Raw genomic sequence first — 20,089 nt, 5'->3', positions numbered from 1 at the left:
TTAATACTCCTCTCTGAAGCGTTTTGAAATCCATTGTGAAAGTAGGTTCATAAGTAAAGTAAAGATGAATAAAGTGAAACCTACTGCATAGATACTGTAGTAGATATCAGAACCAAATGGTGCATCACCGGTTGCGACTTCTACAATGTATCCAGTCATGGTTTGAATTGAACTTGTTAAGCTTAGAGATGAAGTTGGCGAACTACCAGCCGCTAGTGAAACGATCATTGTTTCACCAATTGCTCTTGAAATCCCTAATACGATTGATGCAACAACTCCTGAAGTGGCTGCAGGTAAAACAACTTTAGTAGCAACTTCAAATTTAGTTGCGCCTAAGCCGTAAGCACCCCCACGTATTTTATTTGGAACTGAAGACATTGCATCTTCACTCATACTTGTAATAACTGGAACAATCATAATACCAACAACAATTCCAGGACTGATAGAGTTAAACTCACCTAATATAGGTATAAAACTTCTTAAAAGCGGTGTTACAAATGTAAGGGCGAAGAAACCGAATACAATTGTAGGAATACCTGCTAAAATTTCCAAAATTGGTTTAATAATTCTACGTGCTTTATCGCTTGCATATTCATTAAGGTAAATAGCTGCACCTAAACCGATAGGAACAGAAACGATAGTGGCAATGATTGTAATTTTCAAGGTACCAATGATTAAAGCCCAAATACCATATTCTGGTGAAGAACCTGTAGGATTCCATGTACCAGATAAAAAGAATTTAGAAAATGGTACGCGTGTAAAGAAAGTAATCGTCTCAGTTAACAAAGTGAATAAAATAGCAATTGTCGTTAAGATTGAAATAGCTGAAATAATACCTAGAATAATTGGAACGATTTTATCGCTTGCTCCACCCTTTTTAGCATTATTCTTAGCTATCATTTCTCTAACATTCGTTTGTGAAGCCATGTAAAACCCTCTTTCTTAATCTCCCAAAATAATTTAAAAAAAGATTGGGAATTGCTAAAGGGAATTGTTGAGTACTAATTAAATTACCATTTAGTAATGACTCAATTCTCTTCCCTGAAGCTGAATAGTACAGACAAAGCGGTTGATTAACCGCTTTGTCAAATACCTTCACAAATTCCCAACCCTTTAAAATTCGTACGTTATTTATTATTTTTTATCGTCAGATTTTTTGTCATCTGATTTTTTGTGTTTGTCTACGAATTTATTTAATTCTTTTAACTCAGATTTGTAAGTTTTCTTAGGTGAAGCTACATAACCAGCATCTTCAGCTGATTTACCTTCATCTTTAAGAACGAATTTCATAAATTCTGACATTACTTTGTTATCTTTTAATGATTTATCTTTAACGTAGATGAATAATGGTCTACTTAAAGCGTATGAACCATTTTTGATTGTTTTCTTAGTTGGTTCAGTTAATTTGCCGTTATCGTCTTTGATTTTAACTTCTTTTAATTTATCTTTATTTTGTTCGTAGAAGTTATAACCGAAGTAACCAATACCTTCTTTGTTTTTAGTTACTGAAGAAACGATAGCGTTTGTATCAGCATTTTTCTCAGCTTTGATATCTTGTTTGTCCATTACTTCCTCTTCGAAGAAGTCGTAAGTACCATGACTTGAGTTAGGTGATACGGCATTGATTTTTTTGTCTGGCCATTTAGAGTTAACATCTTTCCATGTTTTAGCTTTACCAGAGTAAATTTCTTTTAATTGAGATTTAGTTAATTCTTTAACAAAGTCGTTATCTTTGTTAACTGCAATTGTTACACCATCTTGTGCAATTTTGAATTCGTGGTATTTAATACCTTTATCTTCTAATTTTTTCTTTTCTTCATCTTTAATAGGTCTTGAAGCGTCTGAGAAATCAGTTTCGCCAGCAATGAATTTTTGGAATCCAGCACCTGTACCAGCTTGGCCAGAAGAAATTTTAGCGTCTTTATGATCTTTAGCCCATTTTTCGTTTAATTTTTCAACGATTGGAGCTACTGTTGATGAACCTTCACCTTTTGCAGAACCTTTAAGATCGCTTCCACTTCCAGAACCTCCATTATTACCGCCACAAGCGCCTAGTAAGAACGAAGCTCCTAATACAGTAGTACCGACTAATTGCCACTTTTTCATTGATACATCCTCCTAATATAAATAACCCTAATGTTATATGTATTTCTTACAGTTTTTATGATACATACCTTTTGTTAATTAAAAATAGAGTAATTGTAAATCTTTTGTTAAGAATGTTTAAAGGTTGATATGACGTGTTTTATAGAGATATAGATGGAGTTTATATTTTATGGGATTTGGTTGAAAAGGAACCTCCAAATATGGCTATCGTGAGCTAATGAATTTGGAGTGGAGTTAGTTAAATAAAATACTAGTGATAAAGGAGAGGATTATACAAAAATTCGGGAAATTGAAAACTATGTCGAGTTAGAAAAAACGCATCACAAGACATTAATCCTGCAATGCGTTTTGGTAAATAGTCTAAACTAAAATAAGGTGTTTAATATTAATAATTATTAATTTTTGAAAATCATATTTTAAATAAACAGAACTACCTATCATATTCCTTTAATTTTTCCAATTGTACCTTCAATTTTAGTTTGACCGTAGAGAATAGAATTTTGAAATAATATTATAAAGAAAAATACGATAATACCAAAGATGTATAAATAGTTGGACTCCTTTGGAAATAAAAATTCATATAGAAGAAGTAAAAATGATAAGGTAAATATTACGTTAATAAGTATGTTTTTTATTAAAATGGATAGTTTTGGCAGAATAAAGGCTTTTTGATTTGGATTTTGTTTTAATTTTCCAATCTTCTTTTTGTAAACTTTATCACTTTTATATTTGATTAAAATCATTGGTATAACAACTATAGAAACAAGTAATAAATTTAATAATATATTATTAGAAAAATCAAAACTATCAACGATTGGTCTTGCCATTATGGATATAAATGTACCTATACCAGTAGATATCCAAATTAAAGCACTTCTATTTTCCTCTACTTCTTTTGAAATGTTTGTAGTTTTGATATCTTTTAATTCTTGTTCGTTAAGTTCTTCTAAAGGTTGGCGCGTTAAGTAATTTAACATTGGAAAAACAAATGATAATTTATTTCGATTTAAGTTTATTATATAGTGTTTGCCATTGTAATATACCAATTTATATTTGATGTTTTTTTCAACGGTCTCGATGGTTATAGAATTGATTATTTTTCACTCCTAGTTTTGTGCGCAAAATATTATTTATATAACTTAGCTCATTCAATTTATTTCAGACATCTTTCCGTAAATTTTTATTTTTCCATATAGTCTAATATTCTGAAATAAAATAAGTAACAAAAATATAATCATTGTTAGTATGAAAAATATATTAGAATTTTCCATAGAATAAAATGCAATTAAAGACATCAAATATAGAAAAGAAAGTATCAAATAAAGTACCGTATTTTTAATAACGATTTTAAAATTAGGTAAAATGTATGCAAGTTTTACATTAGTTCCATTTCTTAAGGCTAAAACATCACGTTTTCTTTTGTCGAAAATAAATTTCGTTAATATTAAAGCAAAATTTGTTAGTAGAATTATCAATAAGTTGAAAATTCTACTTGATGGAAAGTTTCCATAATCAAATAAAGGTCTAAATAAAACTCCTAAAATAACAGTTATACCAACACTTAAGCTTAATAAAGCTTCATTAAATTTATCTTCATTTTTAGTTATACTTTTTTCATTATTTATATCATTTAATGATACTTCTATTAATTTATGAGGAGTAAAGTAATTTAGCAGTGGGATAATGTACGACAATTTATTAGAATTGAGATCTATAACATAGTTTTTCCCCTCATATTTAATTAATTTATATTTACTGTTACCTTTTATGCTTATAATTTCTATTTGTCTTTTTAATTTTTTGTCCATAATAAATTCCCTACTATCATTTCCTTTTAATTTCCCCCATCTTGCCGTGGATTTCAACATATGAGTAAAGCATGTTGTTTTGAAATAAAATAATAAAAAATAAAAATGCGATTAAGAAAATAAAACTAAAGTTTGAAATAGTCATAAATAAAAACGCATAAATTGTAGCTAGCAAAAAAATAGTGGAAGATATACCAATTAAAATATTTGACAGTAAAATAGAAAAATGAGGCCATACATATGCACTTTGTTGAGCATTTTCTATTAAAATATCAATTTTTCTTTCATCTTTTTTATTAATCACAATTTTAAATATTAATAAAGGCACGATAATTAGCAATACTATTACTTAATTTAAGATAAAGTTAGTTGAAAAATCCATATAATCACCTATAGATTTAGTTAATATTCCGATTAATGAGCCAATCCCAGCAGTCCACCCTATCAGTGAATCATTTTTATCTTTTTCTTCCTTTGAAATGTTCGCAGTTTTTATATCTTTTAGTTCCTGTTCGTTAATTTCTTTTAGTGGGTGAGGCGTTATGTAATTGATTAATGGCAAGATAAATGATAGTTTATTACGATTTAAGTTTATTATATAGTGTTTTCCGTTATTGTGTATCAATCTGTATTTGTTGTTCTTTTTAAGAGATTCAATTGTTATAGAATTGATTGTTTTTCTCCCCTTTTATATCTATGTTTAATACAACCCCAATATTATCTTTCAAATAAGTTAACTTAAGAAAAATAAAATTGAGTTAACTATAATCCATACTGCTATCGGTTCAATTTGATTTCCCCTATCTTTCCATCAATTGTCGTTTGCGCATATAAAATAACATTTTGAAATAGGATAAAAGTTAGAAATATCATTATTCCAAAAACAAATATTATATTTGTTTGTTTTAACCACAGAAATCCATATGTTGTAGCAATGAAAATAAATGTAATAGGTAAGTTATAAATGATATTTTGAAATAAAACTTTAGAATTTGGCAGTATAAATGCTTTGCTTTCAGCATAACTTAATTCTATACCTAACTTAGTTTTCTTTTTTCTATCAACGATACTTTTTATTAAGACAATTGGAATAATTGCGATTAATACAAACATAATATTAATTAAAATATTTGTAGAAAAGTTCAAGTTATCAATTAATGACCTTGTTAAAGTTGCAATTAAAACAGCTACCCCAGCCCCTAAGATATTTAATGAGTCACGTTTGTTTTTCTCGTTTTTAGAAATAAATGCTGTCCTTATATCTTTCAACTCATTTTTATTAACTTCTATAAGTGGTTGACGTGTAATATAATTCAACAACGGAAATATGTAGAATATTTTATTTCTATTGAGATTTATAATGTAATATGTATTATCATAATTTATAATTTTGTATTTACTATTTTTCTCTATTGTCTCTATAGTAATTTTATTAATACATGTATCCTCCTCTCCCCTTATTAAAATTTATTATCTTAAAATGATGATGACACTGTTTTTCGGATTGGTTAAAAAATTTTAAACATCCTCAAGTTCTTTTGCTAAGCACTTTGTATTATTGTAAAAATACTAGTCGCTCTCCCTAAATTACTTTACTTAGTTGTTATTTATCTTGATTTTATTGAAACCTGTAAAACGTATATATAATATTTTATATAAATATTGTACCAATTATTATACGTGATACCTAGTTTTTTATAATGATTTATAAATTGATTTTTAGTAGAAATTGTAAATATAAAAGATGGAAATAATAAAGGGACTTTACTTAATAAATAAAAAGACTTATTCCCTACATGCTGTAAGAAATAAGTCCTAACCCAATATGCTACTCTTCTACTCTACTCCAACCTTTTTTAGTAAGAGTAATCTTGCCTGTTTCGATATTGATAATTTTCTTCTTATATAAATGACCAATGGCACGTTTAAATGAGCCTTTACTCATATTGAATACTTCTTTAATAGCCTCAGGACTTGATTTATCCCAAAATGGCAACTCGCCATCATATTCAACTAGTAAATCGAAAATAATTTGGCCATCATCATCGAGACGTTCATGAGCTAGTGGTAGGAATGAACCATTTAATTCGCCTTTATCATTATGACCGATGATTCGCACCTCAACTTTTTCACCTAAACGAGGCTCTTCTTTACGTTCAGATTCATGTACAAAGATTTTGTAGCCATCTTCGCTTAATAAGAAACTTCCTACTCTTAATAAGCGATATGCTCGTGCTTCTATCATTTCGTTTTGTTTACTCTCATCCATGACTGGTGTAAACATTCCTTCTACAATTGTTTCACTTGCAAGACGACCAAACATTTGATTATTACTGTCTATTCTTAATGTAACAAGTAAGTAATCTCCGGCTTGTGGCCATAATTCTTTTAATTTTGGTAAGTCTTCCCATGGAACTAATACTTCACGTGGTAAGCCTACATCGATATGTGCACCGTCACGATCTGTTTTTAATACTTTTGCGAAATCGTATTTATCTTTCGTTATGTCAGGCATATTTTGTGTAGCAAAAAGTTCGCCCGAACGGTTAGGATAAACGAAGAAGCTATATTCTTCCCCTATTTCGAATTCATCTTCTTCTGCTATCTCTGACTGATTTAATTTTACTTGTTCGCCGTTTGGTCCTTTTAATAAATAAGTAGAACCTTGCAATCCTTCTACTTCTAGAAATTCTATTGAACCTACGATATCTTTATCTAATGCCATTCTGTTCTCCTTATAATCATGTGATTTTTAAATTTCATTCATGTTCCTTCTATATAAATAGTTCTTTTCAAACTAAAATAAATGATTCGATACGATAAAATTCCTTTCAATTATAACATGAGTCACGCATTCTATCATTACTATGGCAACGAGGTCGAAACTCCTACTATTATATGATATAATTTCTCCGTTAGAATAACGATAAAGGAGCAAATGCATGTTACAAGTAACTGATGTAAGTTTACGTTTCGGTGATCGTAAACTATTTGAAGATGTAAATATTAAATTTACTGAAGGTAATTGTTATGGCTTAATTGGTGCAAACGGTGCAGGTAAATCAACGTTTCTAAAGATTCTATCTGGCGAAATTGATTCACAAACGGGTCATGTTTCATTAGGAAAAGATGAACGTCTAGCTGTATTAAAGCAAGATCACTTTGCATACGAAGATGAGCGCGTATTAGATGTCGTGATTAAAGGACATGAGCGTTTATATGAAGTAATGAAAGAAAAAGATGAGATTTACATGAAGCCAGATTTCAGCGACGAAGATGGTATTCGTGCAGCTGAACTTGAAGGCGAATTCGCAGAAATGAATGGTTGGAATGCGGAAGCTGACGCAGCGAACCTATTATCTGGTTTAGGTATTCAAGCGGATTTACATGACAAGAAAATGTCTGAGCTTGAAAACAATCAAAAAGTGAAAGTATTATTAGCTCAAAGTTTATTTGGAGATCCTGACGTACTTCTACTTGACGAGCCTACAAACGGTCTAGATATCCCTGCTATTAGTTGGTTAGAAGATTTCTTAATTAATTTTGAAAATACGGTCATCGTCGTATCTCACGACCGTCACTTCTTAAACAACGTATGTACACACATTGCCGATTTAGACTTCGGAAAAATTAAAGTCTATGTAGGAAACTATGATTTCTGGTATCAATCAAGCCAATTAGCTCAAAAAATGGCTCAAGAGCAAAACAAGAAAAAAGAAGAAAAAATTAAAGAGTTACAAGACTTTATTGCTCGTTTCTCAGCGAATGCTTCTAAATCTAAACAAGCGACAAGTCGTAAAAAGCAACTAGACAAAATTGAATTGGATGATATCCAACCATCTTCAAGAAGATATCCATATGTTAAATTTACTCCTGAACGTGAAATAGGAAATGATTTATTAACAGTTGAAAATCTCTCTAAAACAATTGATGGTGAAAAAGTATTAGATAACATTTCATTCACAATGAATCCGAATGATAAAGCCATCTTAATCGGTGATAGCGAAATTGCTAAAACAACTTTACTTAAGATCTTAGCTGGTGAAATGGAACCTGATGAAGGTACATTCAAATGGGGTGTCACAACATCGCTCAGCTACTTCCCTAAAGATAACTCTGAATTCTTTGATGGCGTAGACATGAATTTAGTAGATTGGTTACGTCAATATGCACCTGAAGACGAACAAACTGAAACATTCTTACGTGGTTTCTTAGGACGTATGTTATTTAGCGGCGAAGAAGTTAAGAAAAAAGCAAGCGTCTTATCCGGTGGTGAAAAAGTTCGCTGTATGTTAAGTAAAATGATGTTATCAAGTGCGAATGTTTTATTACTTGATGAGCCAACAAACCATTTAGACTTAGAAAGTATTACTGCAGTGAACGATGGTTTAAAATCATTTAAAGGTTCTATCATTTTCACTTCTTATGACTTCGAATTTATTAATACAATCGCTAATCGCGTGATTGATTTAAATCAACAAGGTGGTTTATCCAAAGAAGTCCCTTATGAAGAATATTTACAAGAAATTGGCGTTTTACAAAATAATTAATGAAGCAATGTTACCTCTTGAGAGTCAGAAGATTCTCGAGAGGTTTTTATTTTACTTTAAGTTTTGCTAGACTGCATTTCTTTAATAAACAACTTTACTCTCTTTTGCCAAACTTCTTTCACACTTCTCCTCACTGATTAAAAACTAAAACTATTAAATGGTACTACTTATAAAAGTATTTCTTAATATTAAATCACAGATGAATTGAACTTACCCTAAAATTTTCAGTATATTTCAAAAAATCTAACATATTGGTTTACAGAGATATGTACTCTATGTATAATAAACACATATCAATTGAATAAGATTTTGATGAGGCGCATCAATCATGAGTAAAATTTAGAATTTTGCCTGCTAGCAACTAATTTTGAAAGGGTGCGATGCCGAAACAATTCATAATAGCAGTTATGAGTCGTTGGACTTTTTGGTTAAGAGCTAAAAGTTTGTCATTATTATTAAATAATGGAGTGCATCACTTGTACATAAATGTAGAGCAAGTTCGCGCATTCCGAACTTGCTCTTTTTTTACATCGTGTGTGCCTTCCTTATTAAACAGGAGGACTAAAATTGAACAGAAGTGTTTTGAAATTTGGCGGTTCTTCCGTCAGCGATTTTACAAAAATAAAAAATATTGCTGAAATGCTTAAAACACGTGTAGACAAAGGAGAAGAATTAATCGTTGTGGTCAGTGCAATGGGCAAAACGACTGATCAATTAATGGAAAATGTGTCTTCATTGACTTCCACACCTAAAGATCAAGAACTTGCGCTTTTACTTACCACTGGCGAACAACAAACCGTCTCCTACCTTTCAATGGTACTCAATGACATTGGTGTAAGTGCTAAAGCAATGACAGGATATCAAGCAGGCATTAAAACGATTGGCCATCATTTAAAAAGTAAAATTGCCGAGATTAATCCAGAAACATTTAATCAAGCATTTGAAAAACATGATGTACTTGTGGTTGCAGGATTCCAAGGCATTAACGATGAATTTGAATTAACTACACTAGGTCGTGGAGGTTCAGATACAACCGCAGTAGCCTTAGCAGCAAGTAACCAAACGCCTTGCGAAATCTATACAGATGTTGATGGTGTTTATGCGACGGATCCTAGAATATTAAGTCATGCGAAGCGTTTAGAATATGTTTCATATGAAGAAATGATGGAAATGAGCGCGCTTGGTGCAGGCGTACTAGAAACGCGAAGTGTTGAGCTTGCTAAGAACTATGATATCCAGCTTTATTTAGGAAGAACATTATCAAATTTGAAAGGAACATGGATTATGTCTAGAACAGATTTATTAGAGAAAAAAGCCGTCACAGGGGTAGCTTTAGATACACACATGATGCACGTAACGATTAGCTATCCCCTTCCAGATAATCGCTTACTAACTCAATTATTTACAGAATTAGAAGAAGGTTCAGTCAATGTCGATATGATTTCTCAAATCGTGAATCTTGAAGGTTTACAGCTATCATTTTCAATTAAAGACAGTGACGTTCATCAAATTTCTTCAATTCTTGAAAATTTATCAGCACAATTTGACGCATTAGATTATAAAATCAATGAAGAATACGTTAAGATTTCACTCATCGGTTCAGGTATGAGAGATATGTCAGGTGTAGCTTCTAAAGCATTTATGACTCTCATTAATTCGAAGATACCATTCTATCAAACGACTACCTCAGAAATTAGTATCTCGTATGTGATTGATGCTGAAAATGGTCAAAGAGCAGTCGAAGAATTATACAAAGCCTTTGATATCTAAAGTTGATATAATATATTTATTAAGAATTTTCTTAAAATTACCAATATTACAAATGGAGTGACTTTATTATGACAAGATTAGCAGTAGCCGGAGCAACAGGTTTAGTAGGAACAAAAATGTTAGAAACATTAGACCGTAAAAATATTCCTTTCGATGAGCTTGTCCTCTTCTCATCAGCACGCTCAGCTGGAAAGAAAGTTGAATTCCAAGGTCAAACATATACCGTTCAAGAATTAACAGATGAAGCAGCAAGTGAACATTTCGACTACGTGTTAATGAGTGCAGGTGGTGGTACAAGTGAACATTTTGCCCCACTCTTCGAACAAGCGGGTGCCATAGTTATTGATAACTCAAGCCAATGGCGTATGACTGAAGATGTAGACCTAGTTGTTCCTGAAGTGAATGAACCTAAATTCACACGTGGAATTATTGCAAACCCTAACTGTTCAACTATTCAATCAGTAGTACCTCTTAAAATTTTAAAAGATGCTTATGGATTGAAACGCGTGGCTTATACGACTTATCAAGCGGTTTCAGGCTCAGGTATCAAGGGTAAAAGAGATTTATCTGAGGGCGCTAATGGTAAAGAACCGGAGGCATACCCTCACCCGATTTATAATAATGTTTTACCTCACATCGATGTTTTTCTTGAAAATGGTTATACCAAAGAAGAACAAAAAATGATTGATGAAACAAGAAAAATTTTAAACGATAAAGATTTGAAAGTGACTGCAACTTGTGTACGTGTACCAGTTCAAGACAGTCATAGTATTGAAATTGACGTGACATTAGATAAAGACGCGACGGTCAAAGATATTCAACGATTATTTGATCAAGATGACAGAGTTGTACTTGTAGACAATCCTGAGAAAAATGAATACCCATTAGCGATTCACTCTACAGGTAAAGATGAAGTCTTTGTAGGTCGAATCCGTCGCGATGATTCATTAGATAATACATTCCATGTATGGTGTACATCTGACAATCTCCTTAAAGGAGCAGCATTAAACGCAGTACAAGTATTAGAACAAGTTTTAACTTTGAAAGGAGCTCGATAATATGACACACATGTTTGAAGGCGTTGGTGTAGCTCTTGCTACTCCTTTTACAAATAATGAAGTTGATTACGACGCATTAGAAAGACATGTACAATTTTTATTAGAAAATCAAACTCAAGCGATTATAGTGAATGGTACAACAGCAGAAAGCCCTACTCTTACTGATGAAGAGAAAGAACAAGTACTTGAAACAGTAGTGAAATTAGTAAATAATAAAGTTCCTATTATTGCAGGAACTGGTACGAATAATACTCAGAAATCTATTCAAGCATCGAAACGTGCAAAAGATATAGGCGCAGATGCAGTTATGCTGATTACACCTTATTATAATAAAACGAATCAACGTGGATTAATTAAACATTTTGAAACGATAGCAAATGAAGTGAAATTACCGGTTGTCTTATATAATGTGCCTTCTCGTACAAATATGACAATCGAACCTGAAACTGTAGAAACCCTTAGTCACAACGAATATATTGTAGCGCTTAAAGATGCGACAAATGATTTTGATTATATGGAAGAAGTTAAACAACGTATTAATCAAGACGAATTCGCATTATATAGTGGTAATGATGACAATGTCGTTGAATTCTATCAACGCGGTGGTAAAGGTGTTATATCAGTTATCGCAAATGTTATTCCGCAAGAATTCCAACATTTATATGATGCTAAACAAAGTGGAGAGGATATTTCAACACAGTTTGAACCTATTAGAAAATTATTAGATTCACTATCAGTAGACGTCAATCCTATTCCAATTAAAGCCCTTACTGCACACTTAGGATTTGGTAATTATGAATTAAGATTACCGCTTATTCCTTTAGAAAATGCAGAGCGCAAAGTATTAGAGCAAGCTTATGATCAGTTTAAAGCAGGTGAACAATCATGAAGATACTACTTATAGGCTATGGTGCTATGAATCAACGTGTTGCAAGATTAGCTGAAGAAAAAGGTCATGAAATCGTTGGTGTTATAGATCGAACTCCTAAAGCATCGACACCGTACACACATTACAACAGTATTGCAGAAGCTGAAGCACATGTGGATGTTGCAATTGACTTCTCTAATCCGGAATTACTATTTCCATTATTAAATGATACATTTCATTTACCTTTGGTGATTGCTACGACTGGTGAGAAGGATACGTTAATTACTAAATTGGAAAAGTTAAGTCAAAATATGCCCGTTTTCTTTAGTGCGAATATGAGTTATGGCATTCACGCCCTTACTAAAATCTTAGAAACGGCTGTTCCCCTACTTCAAGATTTTGATATCGAATTAACTGAAGCACATCATAATAAAAAAGTCGATGCCCCAAGTGGCACACTAGTCAAATTATATGATGTTATCAAGGAACTCAGAGTGCAAAGCACTCCTGTATATGACCGACATGATAAAACTGAGAAACGTTCAAAAGATGAAATAGGTATACACGCAGTACGAGGCGGTACTATCGTTGGCGAGCATGATATTTTATTTGCTGGTACTGATGAAACGATTACCATTTCACATAAAGCGCAATCGAAAGATATTTTCGCAAATGGAGCTATAGGCGCTGCTGAAAAGTTAATCCACAAAGAAAATGGTTATTACACTTTCGATAATTTATAAACGTTAAACAAAGGAGAATATAAACTATGGTACAACATTTAACTGCACAGGAAATTATTCAATATATCAGTGATGCAAAGAAATCAACGCCATTAAAAGTATATGTGAATGGTCGTTTTGATGGTGTCACATTCCCTGAATCGTTTAAAGTTTTTGGTTCAGCAGAATCTAAAGTTATCTTCTGTGAAGCGGATGACTGGAAACCGTTCTATGAACAAAATCAAACTCGCATTGAAGATGTAGAAATTGAAATGGATCGACGTAATTCAGCAATTCCACTTAAAGATTTAACTCATACTAATGCACGTATTGAACCAGGTGCATTTATACGTGAACAAGCAATCATTGAAGATGGTGCTGTTGTAATGATGGGTGCAACGATTAATATTGGTGCAGTTGTTGGTGAAGGCACAATGGTAGACATGAATGCGACATTAGGCGGTCGTGCCACAACAGGTAAAAATGTTCACGTGGGTGCTGGTGCCGTACTAGCTGGTGTTATTGAACCACCAAGCGCTGATCCAGTGGTCATTGAAGATAATGTATTAATTGGTGCCAATGCAGTTATTCTTGAAGGTGTACGTGTGGGCGAAGGTGCTATTGTGGCAGCTGGTGCAATCGTAACTCAAGATGTCCCTGCTGGTGCTGTAGTTGCTGGAACGCCTGCTAAGGTGATTAAACAAACGTCTGAAGTTGAAGACTCAAAACGTGAAATTGTCTCTGCTTTAAGAAAGTTAAATGATTAATAAGTAGTTATGTGTTAGTCATTTTCCAATAAATGAATGTTAAAAGGTTGAAGCAAATGATACTATCGAACGCTGATGTTGAGTTCTATTCATTTGTTTCACCTTTTTATTATAAAATGAAGCACCTCCTCTAGTTATAAATACATAATTAAAGAATAAAACTTCATACAAGGAATGATTAAGATGAATGAATTAGAATTTGTAACGAAACATAGAAGACATTTACATCAATATCCAGAATTAAGTTTACATGAGTTTGAAACAACGAAATATATTACGCAATTTCTAGATGAATTGGGAGTGACATACGATCGCCCTCTTGAAACGGGCGCTATTGCTTATTTAGAAGGTCAAAGTGGTCATACTATAGCCTTTCGAGCAGATATTGATGCTTTACCTATATTTGAGGAAAATGAAGTAGAATATAGAAGCAAAATGGATAATGTCATGCATGCGTGTGGACATGATGGTCATACGACGGCGTTGATGTTATTCGTAACACGTTGTAAAGCGATGGCCGATAAAGGAGAATTACCTCATAATGTAGTCTTTATCTTCCAACCTGCCGAAGAAACTGGCGGAGGTGCCAATCGATTGATTAAAGCAGGCGCATTCGATAAATATCCTATCGAAGCTGTATTCGGCATTCATGTGAATCCTTTTGCTGAAGAAGGAAGAGTTGTTATTCGTGATGAAGAAATTACAGCAAGTGCGACAGAATATCGCTTCTATTTAAATGGTTTATCTAGTCATGTTGCTGATAAGGAACAAGGTCATTCATGTGGTGAAGCGCTTCAGCATGTTTTAACTCAAGTAGGACAGATTCAACAATATCACCTCAATGGTTTGAAACGTAATATCGTTCATATGGGTCACTTTGAAGCGGGAGAAGCCATCAATACTGTACCAAGTCATGGTTATCTTGAAGGTACAATCCGTACTTATGACGTAGATGATTTAACCGTCGTTAAACAGCAGATGAATAAGATTGCCGAAAGTGTAAAGTTGCTATTTAATGTTGAATGCCAAGTCAAATTTGAGGAAGGTTACCCACCTACAATGAATAGCCCTAAGTTGCGTGAAAGTGTTGAACGTGCTTTAGAAGGTGCTAATTTAGAAGTTATTGATAAACCTACCCCGTTCTTATTTGGTGAAGATTTCAGTTTTTATGGTCAACAACTTGCGCCATCTTATTTTGCATTTGTAGGTACTCAGAATAAAGATAAAGGTTATGTCACAGGTTTACATACCTCTCATCTTAATTTCGATGAAAAGGTATTAATTGATGTAGCGAATTATTATGAACAATTACTAAGAAATTATAAAGAGGTGTAAGGCAATTGACAGCAATTTGGTCAGTAGATACAGAAGCGTTTTATCAGAATGCTGTAAACGTTAGAAATGAACAACCTATTATGGCAGTTGTTAAGAACAATGCTTACCATTACGGTTTGGAATTTGCAGTGAAACAATTTTTGAAGGCAGGTATTAATACGTTTAGTACTACGTCTTTGAAAGAAGCTGTGCGTGTAAGAGAAATCGCACCTCATGCAACGATTTTCCTAATGAATGCAGTATATGACTTTGATACTGTAAGAGAATATCAAATTCACATGACCCTTCCCTCTTTAGTATATTATTACGAGTACAAAGAGGATTTAAAAGGTATTCATGTTCATTTAGAGTTTGAGAATTTATTACATCGCTCAGGATTTAAAGATTTAGATGAGCTACATGAGGTTCTGGAAGACCATGCTCAAAATGACAATAGCGAAAAAATGATTATTTCGGGTCTATGGACACATTTCGGATATGCAGATGAATTTGATGTGCCGGAATATGGTATAGAACGTAAAGCTTGGTTAAATGTATTAAATACTTTGCTCGAGGAAGGCTATATATTTGAAATGATACATGCGCAAAATAGTGCGAGTTATTATCGCGAAGGTCAACAAGTTCTTCCCTATCATACTCATGCGCGTGTGGGTATTGCGCTTTACGGGTCTAGGCCTTATAGCAAGTTAGATACAAGTCGTATTCAACAGTCTTTAACAGTTAAAGGAAATGTGATTCAGACACGTGAAGTAAATGCCGGAGATTATTGTGGGTATAGCTTTGCCTTTGAGGCCACAAAAGACCATACACGATTAGCCGTCGTTGATGTTGGATATGGTGATGGTATTCTTAAATCAAGGGCACGACATGAAGCTATGATAAACGGAAAACGTTATCCAATTAGAGCGCTAATGATGAGTCATATGTTTGTTGAAGTAGATGACGAAGTTCATGCACAAGATGAAGTAGTATTATATAATAACGATATACGCATTGATGAATTTACATTCAAAGGTGTGGGCGCGAATTCTGAACAACTGAGCGCTATGAACCACGATTCTCTAATAAAGGAGTACATATAAATGGCAGTAGAATATAATGATTATGGCGAATTAACTATGGAAGGTACAAGCTTAAAGACGGTTGCTCAAAGCTTTGGTACCCCTACTATCGTTTATGATGAAGATCAAATCCGTACTCAAATGCGCAGATATCATGAAGCATTTAAGAAAAGCGGTTTAAAATATAATATATCGTATGCCTCTAAAGCATTTACGTGTATTCAAATGGTAAAACTTGTTCAAGAAGAAGATTTACAATTAGATGTTGTTTCTGAAGGTGAACTTTATACTGCATTAGAAGCTGGCTTTGATGCAAGTCGTATCCACTTCCATGGGAATAACAAAACTAAACGTGAAATCCAATATGCATTAGAAAATGGTATTGGTTATTTCGTGATCGATGCGTTAGAAGAGATTGACTTAATCGATAAATATGCAAGTAATGATGTGAATGTCGTTATACGCGTTAATCCAGGTGTTGAGGCGCATACGCATGAATTTATCCAAACAGGACAAGAAGATAGTAAGTTTGGTCTTTCAATTAAGCATGGTTTAGCACTTGAAGCGGTCAATAAAGTAAAAACTTCTAAGCACTTACAATTAAAAGGTGTTCACTTCCATGTAGGATCTCAAATTGAAGGAACTGAAGCGATGATTGAAACGGCTAAGATTGTGTTGAATTGGTTATCTGACAATGATATTCAGGTAGACTTACTTAACTTAGGTGGCGGTTTTGGAATCAAATACGTTGAGGAAGATGTAAGTTTCCCTATTGAAGAAGGCATTGCTGAAATTACTGATGCTATCAAAGAGACAGTACAATCATTGAATTATGAGTTACCTGAAATTGGTATTGAACCTGGACGTTCAATTGTAGGTGAAGCAGGAATTACGTTATATGAGGTTGGTACAATTAAAGAGATTCCTGAAGTTAATAAATATGTATCAGTGGATGGTGGTATGAGTGATCATATCCGTACTGCGTTATATGATGCTAAATATCAAGCGTTATTGGTTAATAGACATGAAGAAGCGGATGATACTGTGACAATCGCTGGTAAATTATGTGAATCTGGAGATATTATAATTAAAAATGCTAAATTACCTTCTTCAGTTCAACGAGGAGACTACTTAGCTATCTTGTCTACAGGTGCATATCATTATTCAATGGCTTCCAATTATAATCAAATGCAAAAGCCATCCGTATTTTTCTTAAAAGATGGAAAAGCACGTGAAGTGATTAAACGTCAATCACTGAGACAATTAATTATAAATGATACGAAATAATAGTAAAAATGAGCGAGTAAAAGCTCACCTACTATCAATATGATTTTAAGTAAAAACAATTTGAAAATGCCTTGGATAGATGATGTACTGAACCTATCCAAGGCGTTTTTGTTTAATTTAAATTAAATGAAATTTAAAATTGAATTTTTCTGAATATCGTAATTGCTATGAGATAAATAATGATTATATAAACAATAGTAATAGAGCTCATTACTGATAAGTTTAAAATAAAACTTTTATCGGTATCTAAATTTGTGAAATTTGAAGGGAAAAACTTGATTTTATTGATATTGTCTGTAATCTTTATGACTACATAACATAAAATCATACTGATAATAGTTATCCCAGAATTAAATTTCACAGAAAAAATAACAACATAGAAAATTAAGAATAAATCAGTTAAAAAAATCCCAAGAAGATTTAAGATTAGAGTATGATTTAATTCTGAGTTATTTAACATAAAAGAATGAGATGAATACTCATGGTTGTTAACATAAAACAAATAAACTACTAATGTTGATAATAATAAAATGGATAAGAATATAAAATAACTAGAAATAATAGATGTTAATTTAGAATTAAAGATTTTGTAACGACTTTGATCCTTATAAAATAATAGTCTTCCTGTGCTAATTTCGCTATAAAATAATAAAGAAGATAAATATCCAATAATTATAAGTGATAGCATTGCTTTTTGTTGAGTATCATATATTGCGATAAATAATTCTACAAAGCTTACACTATTCGTTTGAGTTGCTGATAATGAAAGAAAATTACTATTAAGTAATTCAGCTAGGAATATCAAGAGAGGATAAAGTCCAATGAGGTATGGCATCCAAGTTGCACGAATCTTTGAAATATATAAGAAGTTAAATTTAAACATAATATTACCTACTCTTTATAGAAATATGAAGATAATAGATTATCATTGCTTTCTATTTTTATTAAGGGGTTTTTACCTACTAAATTAAGTAAATTTGTAAGATCTACTTCTTCATCCTTATTAATAATTGTTATTGTATTGCCATCAATTTTTTTGATGAACCTGAAATTATCTTTTAATTCTGAAGCATTGCTTAAAGTATTTTTGAATATTAACTTTTGAGTGATTATTCTATTATGTAAGTCAATTTCTTTAATTTGGTGGTTTTCTAATAATAGAAATCTATCACAAAGTCCTTCTAATTCTTTTAACTGGTGGCTAGATATTAAAAATAGAGTATTTTTTTCTTTTGAATATTTCTCAATGATATTATTTAATTCCCTTACCCCTAATGGATCCAGTCCTAAAAATGGCTCATCTAATACAGCTACTTTTGGTTGGGTAATTAAACAAATAGCTAAACAAAGTCTTTGTTTCATTCCATACGAATAATTTTTAACCTTCTTTTCATTATCTTCTAGACCTACAATGTTTAGCATCGTTTGAATTTCACTTATATAGCTCATCTTATTATTAATTTTTAGGTAATTTTCAATATTTTGCCTTGCATTTAACTCAGGATAATATATTTGTCCTATCATGAAAGAAAAATCTTTTATCATATTGTGAGATTTATGTATATCTATATTGTTAAAATAAACCTTTCCTTTAGATGGTAATTGAGTTTTAGCTATTAGTTTCATTAATGTTGATTTTCCTGACCCATTAGAACCTATAAGACCTACTTTTTCTCCGGCAGATAATTTGAAATTAACATCACATAATACTTCTTTCTTCCTAAAAGATTTATACACATTTCTAAATTCTAGCATTGATTTCACCTCTTTTATGTTTAATAAAAACTACAATCATTTGAGGTATTAAATAAACAAAAAATAAAAAGATAATCTGAGATAGTTCAAGCATATTTGGAGATATTTTAATTTCTATATCACTATTATTGATTTGTGCCCTCTCGATATAGGACAAATAACCATCTAGATGCATTATATATTTACTATAAATAATGTAAAAAATTAGGTTTGAAATTACATTTAACCATAAATATAATTTCATTTTTGAAGTGAAAATAATTAAGATAGCTGATGTAATGGATGGGACTAAAATAATTAATAAATTTGCCAAGTAAACATCAATGCGTAATTCTAAAAGAGCTAAAATTGAGAAAAATATACAGTTTAAAAATAGGGATAATAATATTGATTTCATGAAATTCACCTCATTACTACAGTTAAAACATTATATATCCAATGAGCGATAATTGAAAAACTAATTTTGAATTTATATCTTATAACATACAAAATTATACTTGAGGGAAATCTTATTAATAGATTAGATACCAATGACTCATTGAGATGTAAGATTAAAGCAAATAGTAAAGAGCCAATAGAAATAGAAATTAATAAACTGAAGTTATTTAGCAAAATGTTAAATAGTACTTCCCTAAATAAATATTCTTCTCCTAAAGCTATAAAGAAATAGAATGTAATTAACTTAAAATCATCAACATAAACTATTAAAATTAATAAGACTATAAAATATGAAAGTAAATTTTGTGTAGTTAACAACTTAAATGGATTAGTTTTATAATTAAATATTGAAGAGAGATAAGTAGGTATTAATATAAAACTTATTATAAGAGTAAGAATCATTAATAAAAATTCGAAATATTCAGATAATTTAAGGTATGCTATTATTCCAATACTTATATTTAGTACAATTACAGTAATAATAATAATACTTATTGATATGAATAAATTAATTAGCTTTAATTTTTCAATTTTATAATTTACCATTTAATGAAACGACCACGG

General features: G+C 31.7%; 20 protein-coding genes and 1 riboswitch. Of the genes, 9 read left to right on the top strand and 11 right to left on the bottom strand.

Going from position 1 to position 20,089, the window contains the following annotated elements:
* The 7 genes from pstC to cvfB all read right to left on the bottom strand — a co-directional run bounded on the left by pstC (position 1) and on the right by cvfB (position 6,639).
* The gene (gene pstC / locus HMPREF2580_RS06735; protein WP_070831417.1) at positions 1-927 is read right to left on the bottom strand and encodes a phosphate ABC transporter permease subunit PstC; all 927 of its coding nucleotides are present in this window, start codon (positions 925-927) and stop codon (positions 1-3) included.
* A gap of 207 nt (positions 928-1,134) precedes the next feature.
* The gene (locus HMPREF2580_RS06730) at positions 1,135-2,106 is read right to left on the bottom strand and encodes a PstS family phosphate ABC transporter substrate-binding protein (RefSeq protein WP_070831414.1); all 972 of its coding nucleotides are present in this window, start codon (positions 2,104-2,106) and stop codon (positions 1,135-1,137) included.
* A 437-nt stretch (positions 2,107-2,543) separates the two neighbouring features.
* On the bottom strand, positions 2,544-3,185 hold the full coding sequence (locus tag HMPREF2580_RS06725) for a DUF443 family protein (RefSeq protein WP_256326449.1): 642 nt from the start codon (positions 3,183-3,185) through the stop codon (positions 2,544-2,546).
* Positions 3,186-3,254: 69 nt separating this feature from the next.
* The gene (locus HMPREF2580_RS06720; RefSeq protein WP_070831409.1) at positions 3,255-3,914 is read right to left on the bottom strand and encodes a DUF443 domain-containing protein; all 660 of its coding nucleotides are present in this window, start codon (positions 3,912-3,914) and stop codon (positions 3,255-3,257) included.
* A 349-nt stretch (positions 3,915-4,263) separates the two neighbouring features.
* Complete coding sequence (locus tag HMPREF2580_RS12535; RefSeq protein ID WP_371106731.1) at positions 4,264-4,572, bottom strand: DUF443 family protein; 309 nt, start codon at positions 4,570-4,572, stop codon at positions 4,264-4,266.
* Positions 4,573-4,691: 119 nt separating this feature from the next.
* On the bottom strand, positions 4,692-5,327 hold the full coding sequence (locus HMPREF2580_RS06710; protein WP_083321676.1) for a DUF443 family protein: 636 nt from the start codon (positions 5,325-5,327) through the stop codon (positions 4,692-4,694).
* A gap of 415 nt (positions 5,328-5,742) precedes the next feature.
* The gene (cvfB, locus tag HMPREF2580_RS06705; RefSeq protein WP_070831403.1) at positions 5,743-6,639 is read right to left on the bottom strand and encodes an RNA-binding virulence regulatory protein CvfB; all 897 of its coding nucleotides are present in this window, start codon (positions 6,637-6,639) and stop codon (positions 5,743-5,745) included.
* A gap of 217 nt (positions 6,640-6,856) precedes the next feature.
* On the opposite strand from cvfB, the gene HMPREF2580_RS06700 reads away from it, so the two are divergent.
* The 9 genes from HMPREF2580_RS06700 to lysA all read left to right on the top strand — a co-directional run bounded on the left by HMPREF2580_RS06700 (position 6,857) and on the right by lysA (position 17,332).
* Complete coding sequence (locus tag HMPREF2580_RS06700) at positions 6,857-8,464, top strand: ABC-F family ATP-binding cassette domain-containing protein (RefSeq protein ID WP_002442807.1); 1,608 nt, start codon at positions 6,857-6,859, stop codon at positions 8,462-8,464.
* A 304-nt stretch (positions 8,465-8,768) separates the two neighbouring features.
* Positions 8,769-8,945, top strand: a riboswitch (Lysine riboswitch).
* Between the two features lie 86 nt (positions 8,946-9,031).
* A complete protein-coding gene (locus HMPREF2580_RS06695; protein WP_070831400.1) occupies positions 9,032-10,234 on the top strand; it encodes an aspartate kinase in 1,203 nt (400 codons plus the stop codon).
* A gap of 68 nt (positions 10,235-10,302) precedes the next feature.
* A complete protein-coding gene (locus HMPREF2580_RS06690) occupies positions 10,303-11,292 on the top strand; it encodes an aspartate-semialdehyde dehydrogenase (protein ID WP_070831397.1) in 990 nt (329 codons plus the stop codon).
* A 1-nt stretch (position 11,293) separates the two neighbouring features.
* Positions 11,294-12,181: a 4-hydroxy-tetrahydrodipicolinate synthase gene (gene dapA / locus HMPREF2580_RS06685; RefSeq protein WP_070831394.1), complete on the top strand. Its 888-nt coding sequence runs from the start codon at positions 11,294-11,296 to the stop codon at positions 12,179-12,181.
* A complete protein-coding gene (gene dapB, locus HMPREF2580_RS06680) occupies positions 12,178-12,903 on the top strand; it encodes a 4-hydroxy-tetrahydrodipicolinate reductase (RefSeq protein WP_070831391.1) in 726 nt (241 codons plus the stop codon). Before dapA ends, dapB begins: the two co-directional genes overlap by 4 nt.
* 26 nt (positions 12,904-12,929) lie before the next feature.
* A complete protein-coding gene (dapD, locus tag HMPREF2580_RS06675) occupies positions 12,930-13,649 on the top strand; it encodes a 2,3,4,5-tetrahydropyridine-2,6-dicarboxylate N-acetyltransferase (protein ID WP_070831388.1) in 720 nt (239 codons plus the stop codon).
* A 183-nt stretch (positions 13,650-13,832) separates the two neighbouring features.
* Positions 13,833-14,984 (top strand): amidohydrolase, encoded by a 1,152-nt coding sequence (locus HMPREF2580_RS06670; protein WP_070831386.1) that lies wholly within the window; start codon positions 13,833-13,835, stop codon positions 14,982-14,984.
* A gap of 5 nt (positions 14,985-14,989) precedes the next feature.
* A complete protein-coding gene (locus HMPREF2580_RS06665) occupies positions 14,990-16,066 on the top strand; it encodes an alanine racemase (protein WP_070831383.1) in 1,077 nt (358 codons plus the stop codon).
* On the top strand, positions 16,067-17,332 hold the full coding sequence (gene lysA / locus HMPREF2580_RS06660; protein WP_070831380.1) for a diaminopimelate decarboxylase: 1,266 nt from the start codon (positions 16,067-16,069) through the stop codon (positions 17,330-17,332).
* Between the two features lie 133 nt (positions 17,333-17,465).
* On the opposite strand, the gene HMPREF2580_RS06655 is transcribed toward lysA, so the two are convergent.
* From HMPREF2580_RS06655 to HMPREF2580_RS06640, 4 genes are read right to left on the bottom strand one after another with little or no spacing between them, the layout of a single operon-like run.
* Complete coding sequence (locus HMPREF2580_RS06655) at positions 17,466-18,215, bottom strand: hypothetical protein (RefSeq protein ID WP_070831377.1); 750 nt, start codon at positions 18,213-18,215, stop codon at positions 17,466-17,468.
* Positions 18,216-18,223: 8 nt separating this feature from the next.
* Positions 18,224-19,087 carry an ABC transporter ATP-binding protein gene (locus HMPREF2580_RS06650; protein ID WP_070831375.1) on the bottom strand — a complete coding sequence of 288 codons (864 nt, stop codon included), beginning with the start codon at positions 19,085-19,087 and terminating at the stop codon, positions 18,224-18,226.
* A complete protein-coding gene (locus HMPREF2580_RS06645; protein WP_070831372.1) occupies positions 19,074-19,484 on the bottom strand; it encodes an Msa family membrane protein in 411 nt (136 codons plus the stop codon). Before HMPREF2580_RS06645 ends, HMPREF2580_RS06650 begins: the two co-directional genes overlap by 14 nt.
* A 5-nt stretch (positions 19,485-19,489) precedes the next feature.
* Complete coding sequence (locus HMPREF2580_RS06640; protein WP_070831370.1) at positions 19,490-20,071, bottom strand: type II CAAX endopeptidase family protein; 582 nt, start codon at positions 20,069-20,071, stop codon at positions 19,490-19,492.
* Positions 20,072-20,089: the final 18 nt, after the last annotated feature.

It is taken from the genome of Staphylococcus sp. HMSC036D05, from assembly GCF_001836225.1.
Classification (GTDB): Bacteria; Bacillota; Bacilli; order Staphylococcales; family Staphylococcaceae; genus Staphylococcus; species Staphylococcus caprae.
Note: the sequence above shows the minus strand (reverse complement) of the source record. Positions and strands in the feature narration are given on the sequence as shown.

What these genes read in the sequence shown, in the direction of transcription:
- HMPREF2580_RS06650 (WP_070831375.1), bottom strand. Translation starts at nt 19,087, where the DNA reads ATGCTAGAATTTAGAAATGTGTATAAATCTTTTAGGAAGAAAGAAGTA.
- HMPREF2580_RS06645 (WP_070831372.1), bottom strand. Translation starts at nt 19,484, where the DNA reads ATGAAATCAATATTATTATCCCTATTTTTAAACTGTATATTTTTCTCA.
- HMPREF2580_RS06690 (WP_070831397.1), top strand. Translation starts at nt 10,303, where the DNA reads ATGACAAGATTAGCAGTAGCCGGAGCAACAGGTTTAGTAGGAACAAAA.
- lysA (WP_070831380.1), top strand. Translation starts at nt 16,067, where the DNA reads ATGGCAGTAGAATATAATGATTATGGCGAATTAACTATGGAAGGTACA.
- HMPREF2580_RS06640 (WP_070831370.1), bottom strand. Translation starts at nt 20,071, where the DNA reads ATGGTAAATTATAAAATTGAAAAATTAAAGCTAATTAATTTATTCATA.
- dapD (WP_070831388.1), top strand. Translation starts at nt 12,930, where the DNA reads ATGGTACAACATTTAACTGCACAGGAAATTATTCAATATATCAGTGAT.
- HMPREF2580_RS06655 (WP_070831377.1), bottom strand. Translation starts at nt 18,215, where the DNA reads ATGTTTAAATTTAACTTCTTATATATTTCAAAGATTCGTGCAACTTGG.
- HMPREF2580_RS06730 (WP_070831414.1), bottom strand. Translation starts at nt 2,106, where the DNA reads ATGAAAAAGTGGCAATTAGTCGGTACTACTGTATTAGGAGCTTCGTTC.
- dapA (WP_070831394.1), top strand. Translation starts at nt 11,294, where the DNA reads ATGACACACATGTTTGAAGGCGTTGGTGTAGCTCTTGCTACTCCTTTT.
- HMPREF2580_RS06700 (WP_002442807.1), top strand. Translation starts at nt 6,857, where the DNA reads ATGTTACAAGTAACTGATGTAAGTTTACGTTTCGGTGATCGTAAACTA.
- pstC (WP_070831417.1), bottom strand. Translation starts at nt 927, where the DNA reads ATGGCTTCACAAACGAATGTTAGAGAAATGATAGCTAAGAATAATGCT.
- HMPREF2580_RS06670 (WP_070831386.1), top strand. Translation starts at nt 13,833, where the DNA reads ATGAATGAATTAGAATTTGTAACGAAACATAGAAGACATTTACATCAA.
- dapB (WP_070831391.1), top strand. Translation starts at nt 12,178, where the DNA reads ATGAAGATACTACTTATAGGCTATGGTGCTATGAATCAACGTGTTGCA.
- cvfB (WP_070831403.1), bottom strand. Translation starts at nt 6,639, where the DNA reads ATGGCATTAGATAAAGATATCGTAGGTTCAATAGAATTTCTAGAAGTA.
- HMPREF2580_RS06720 (WP_070831409.1), bottom strand. Translation starts at nt 3,914, where the DNA reads ATGGACAAAAAATTAAAAAGACAAATAGAAATTATAAGCATAAAAGGT.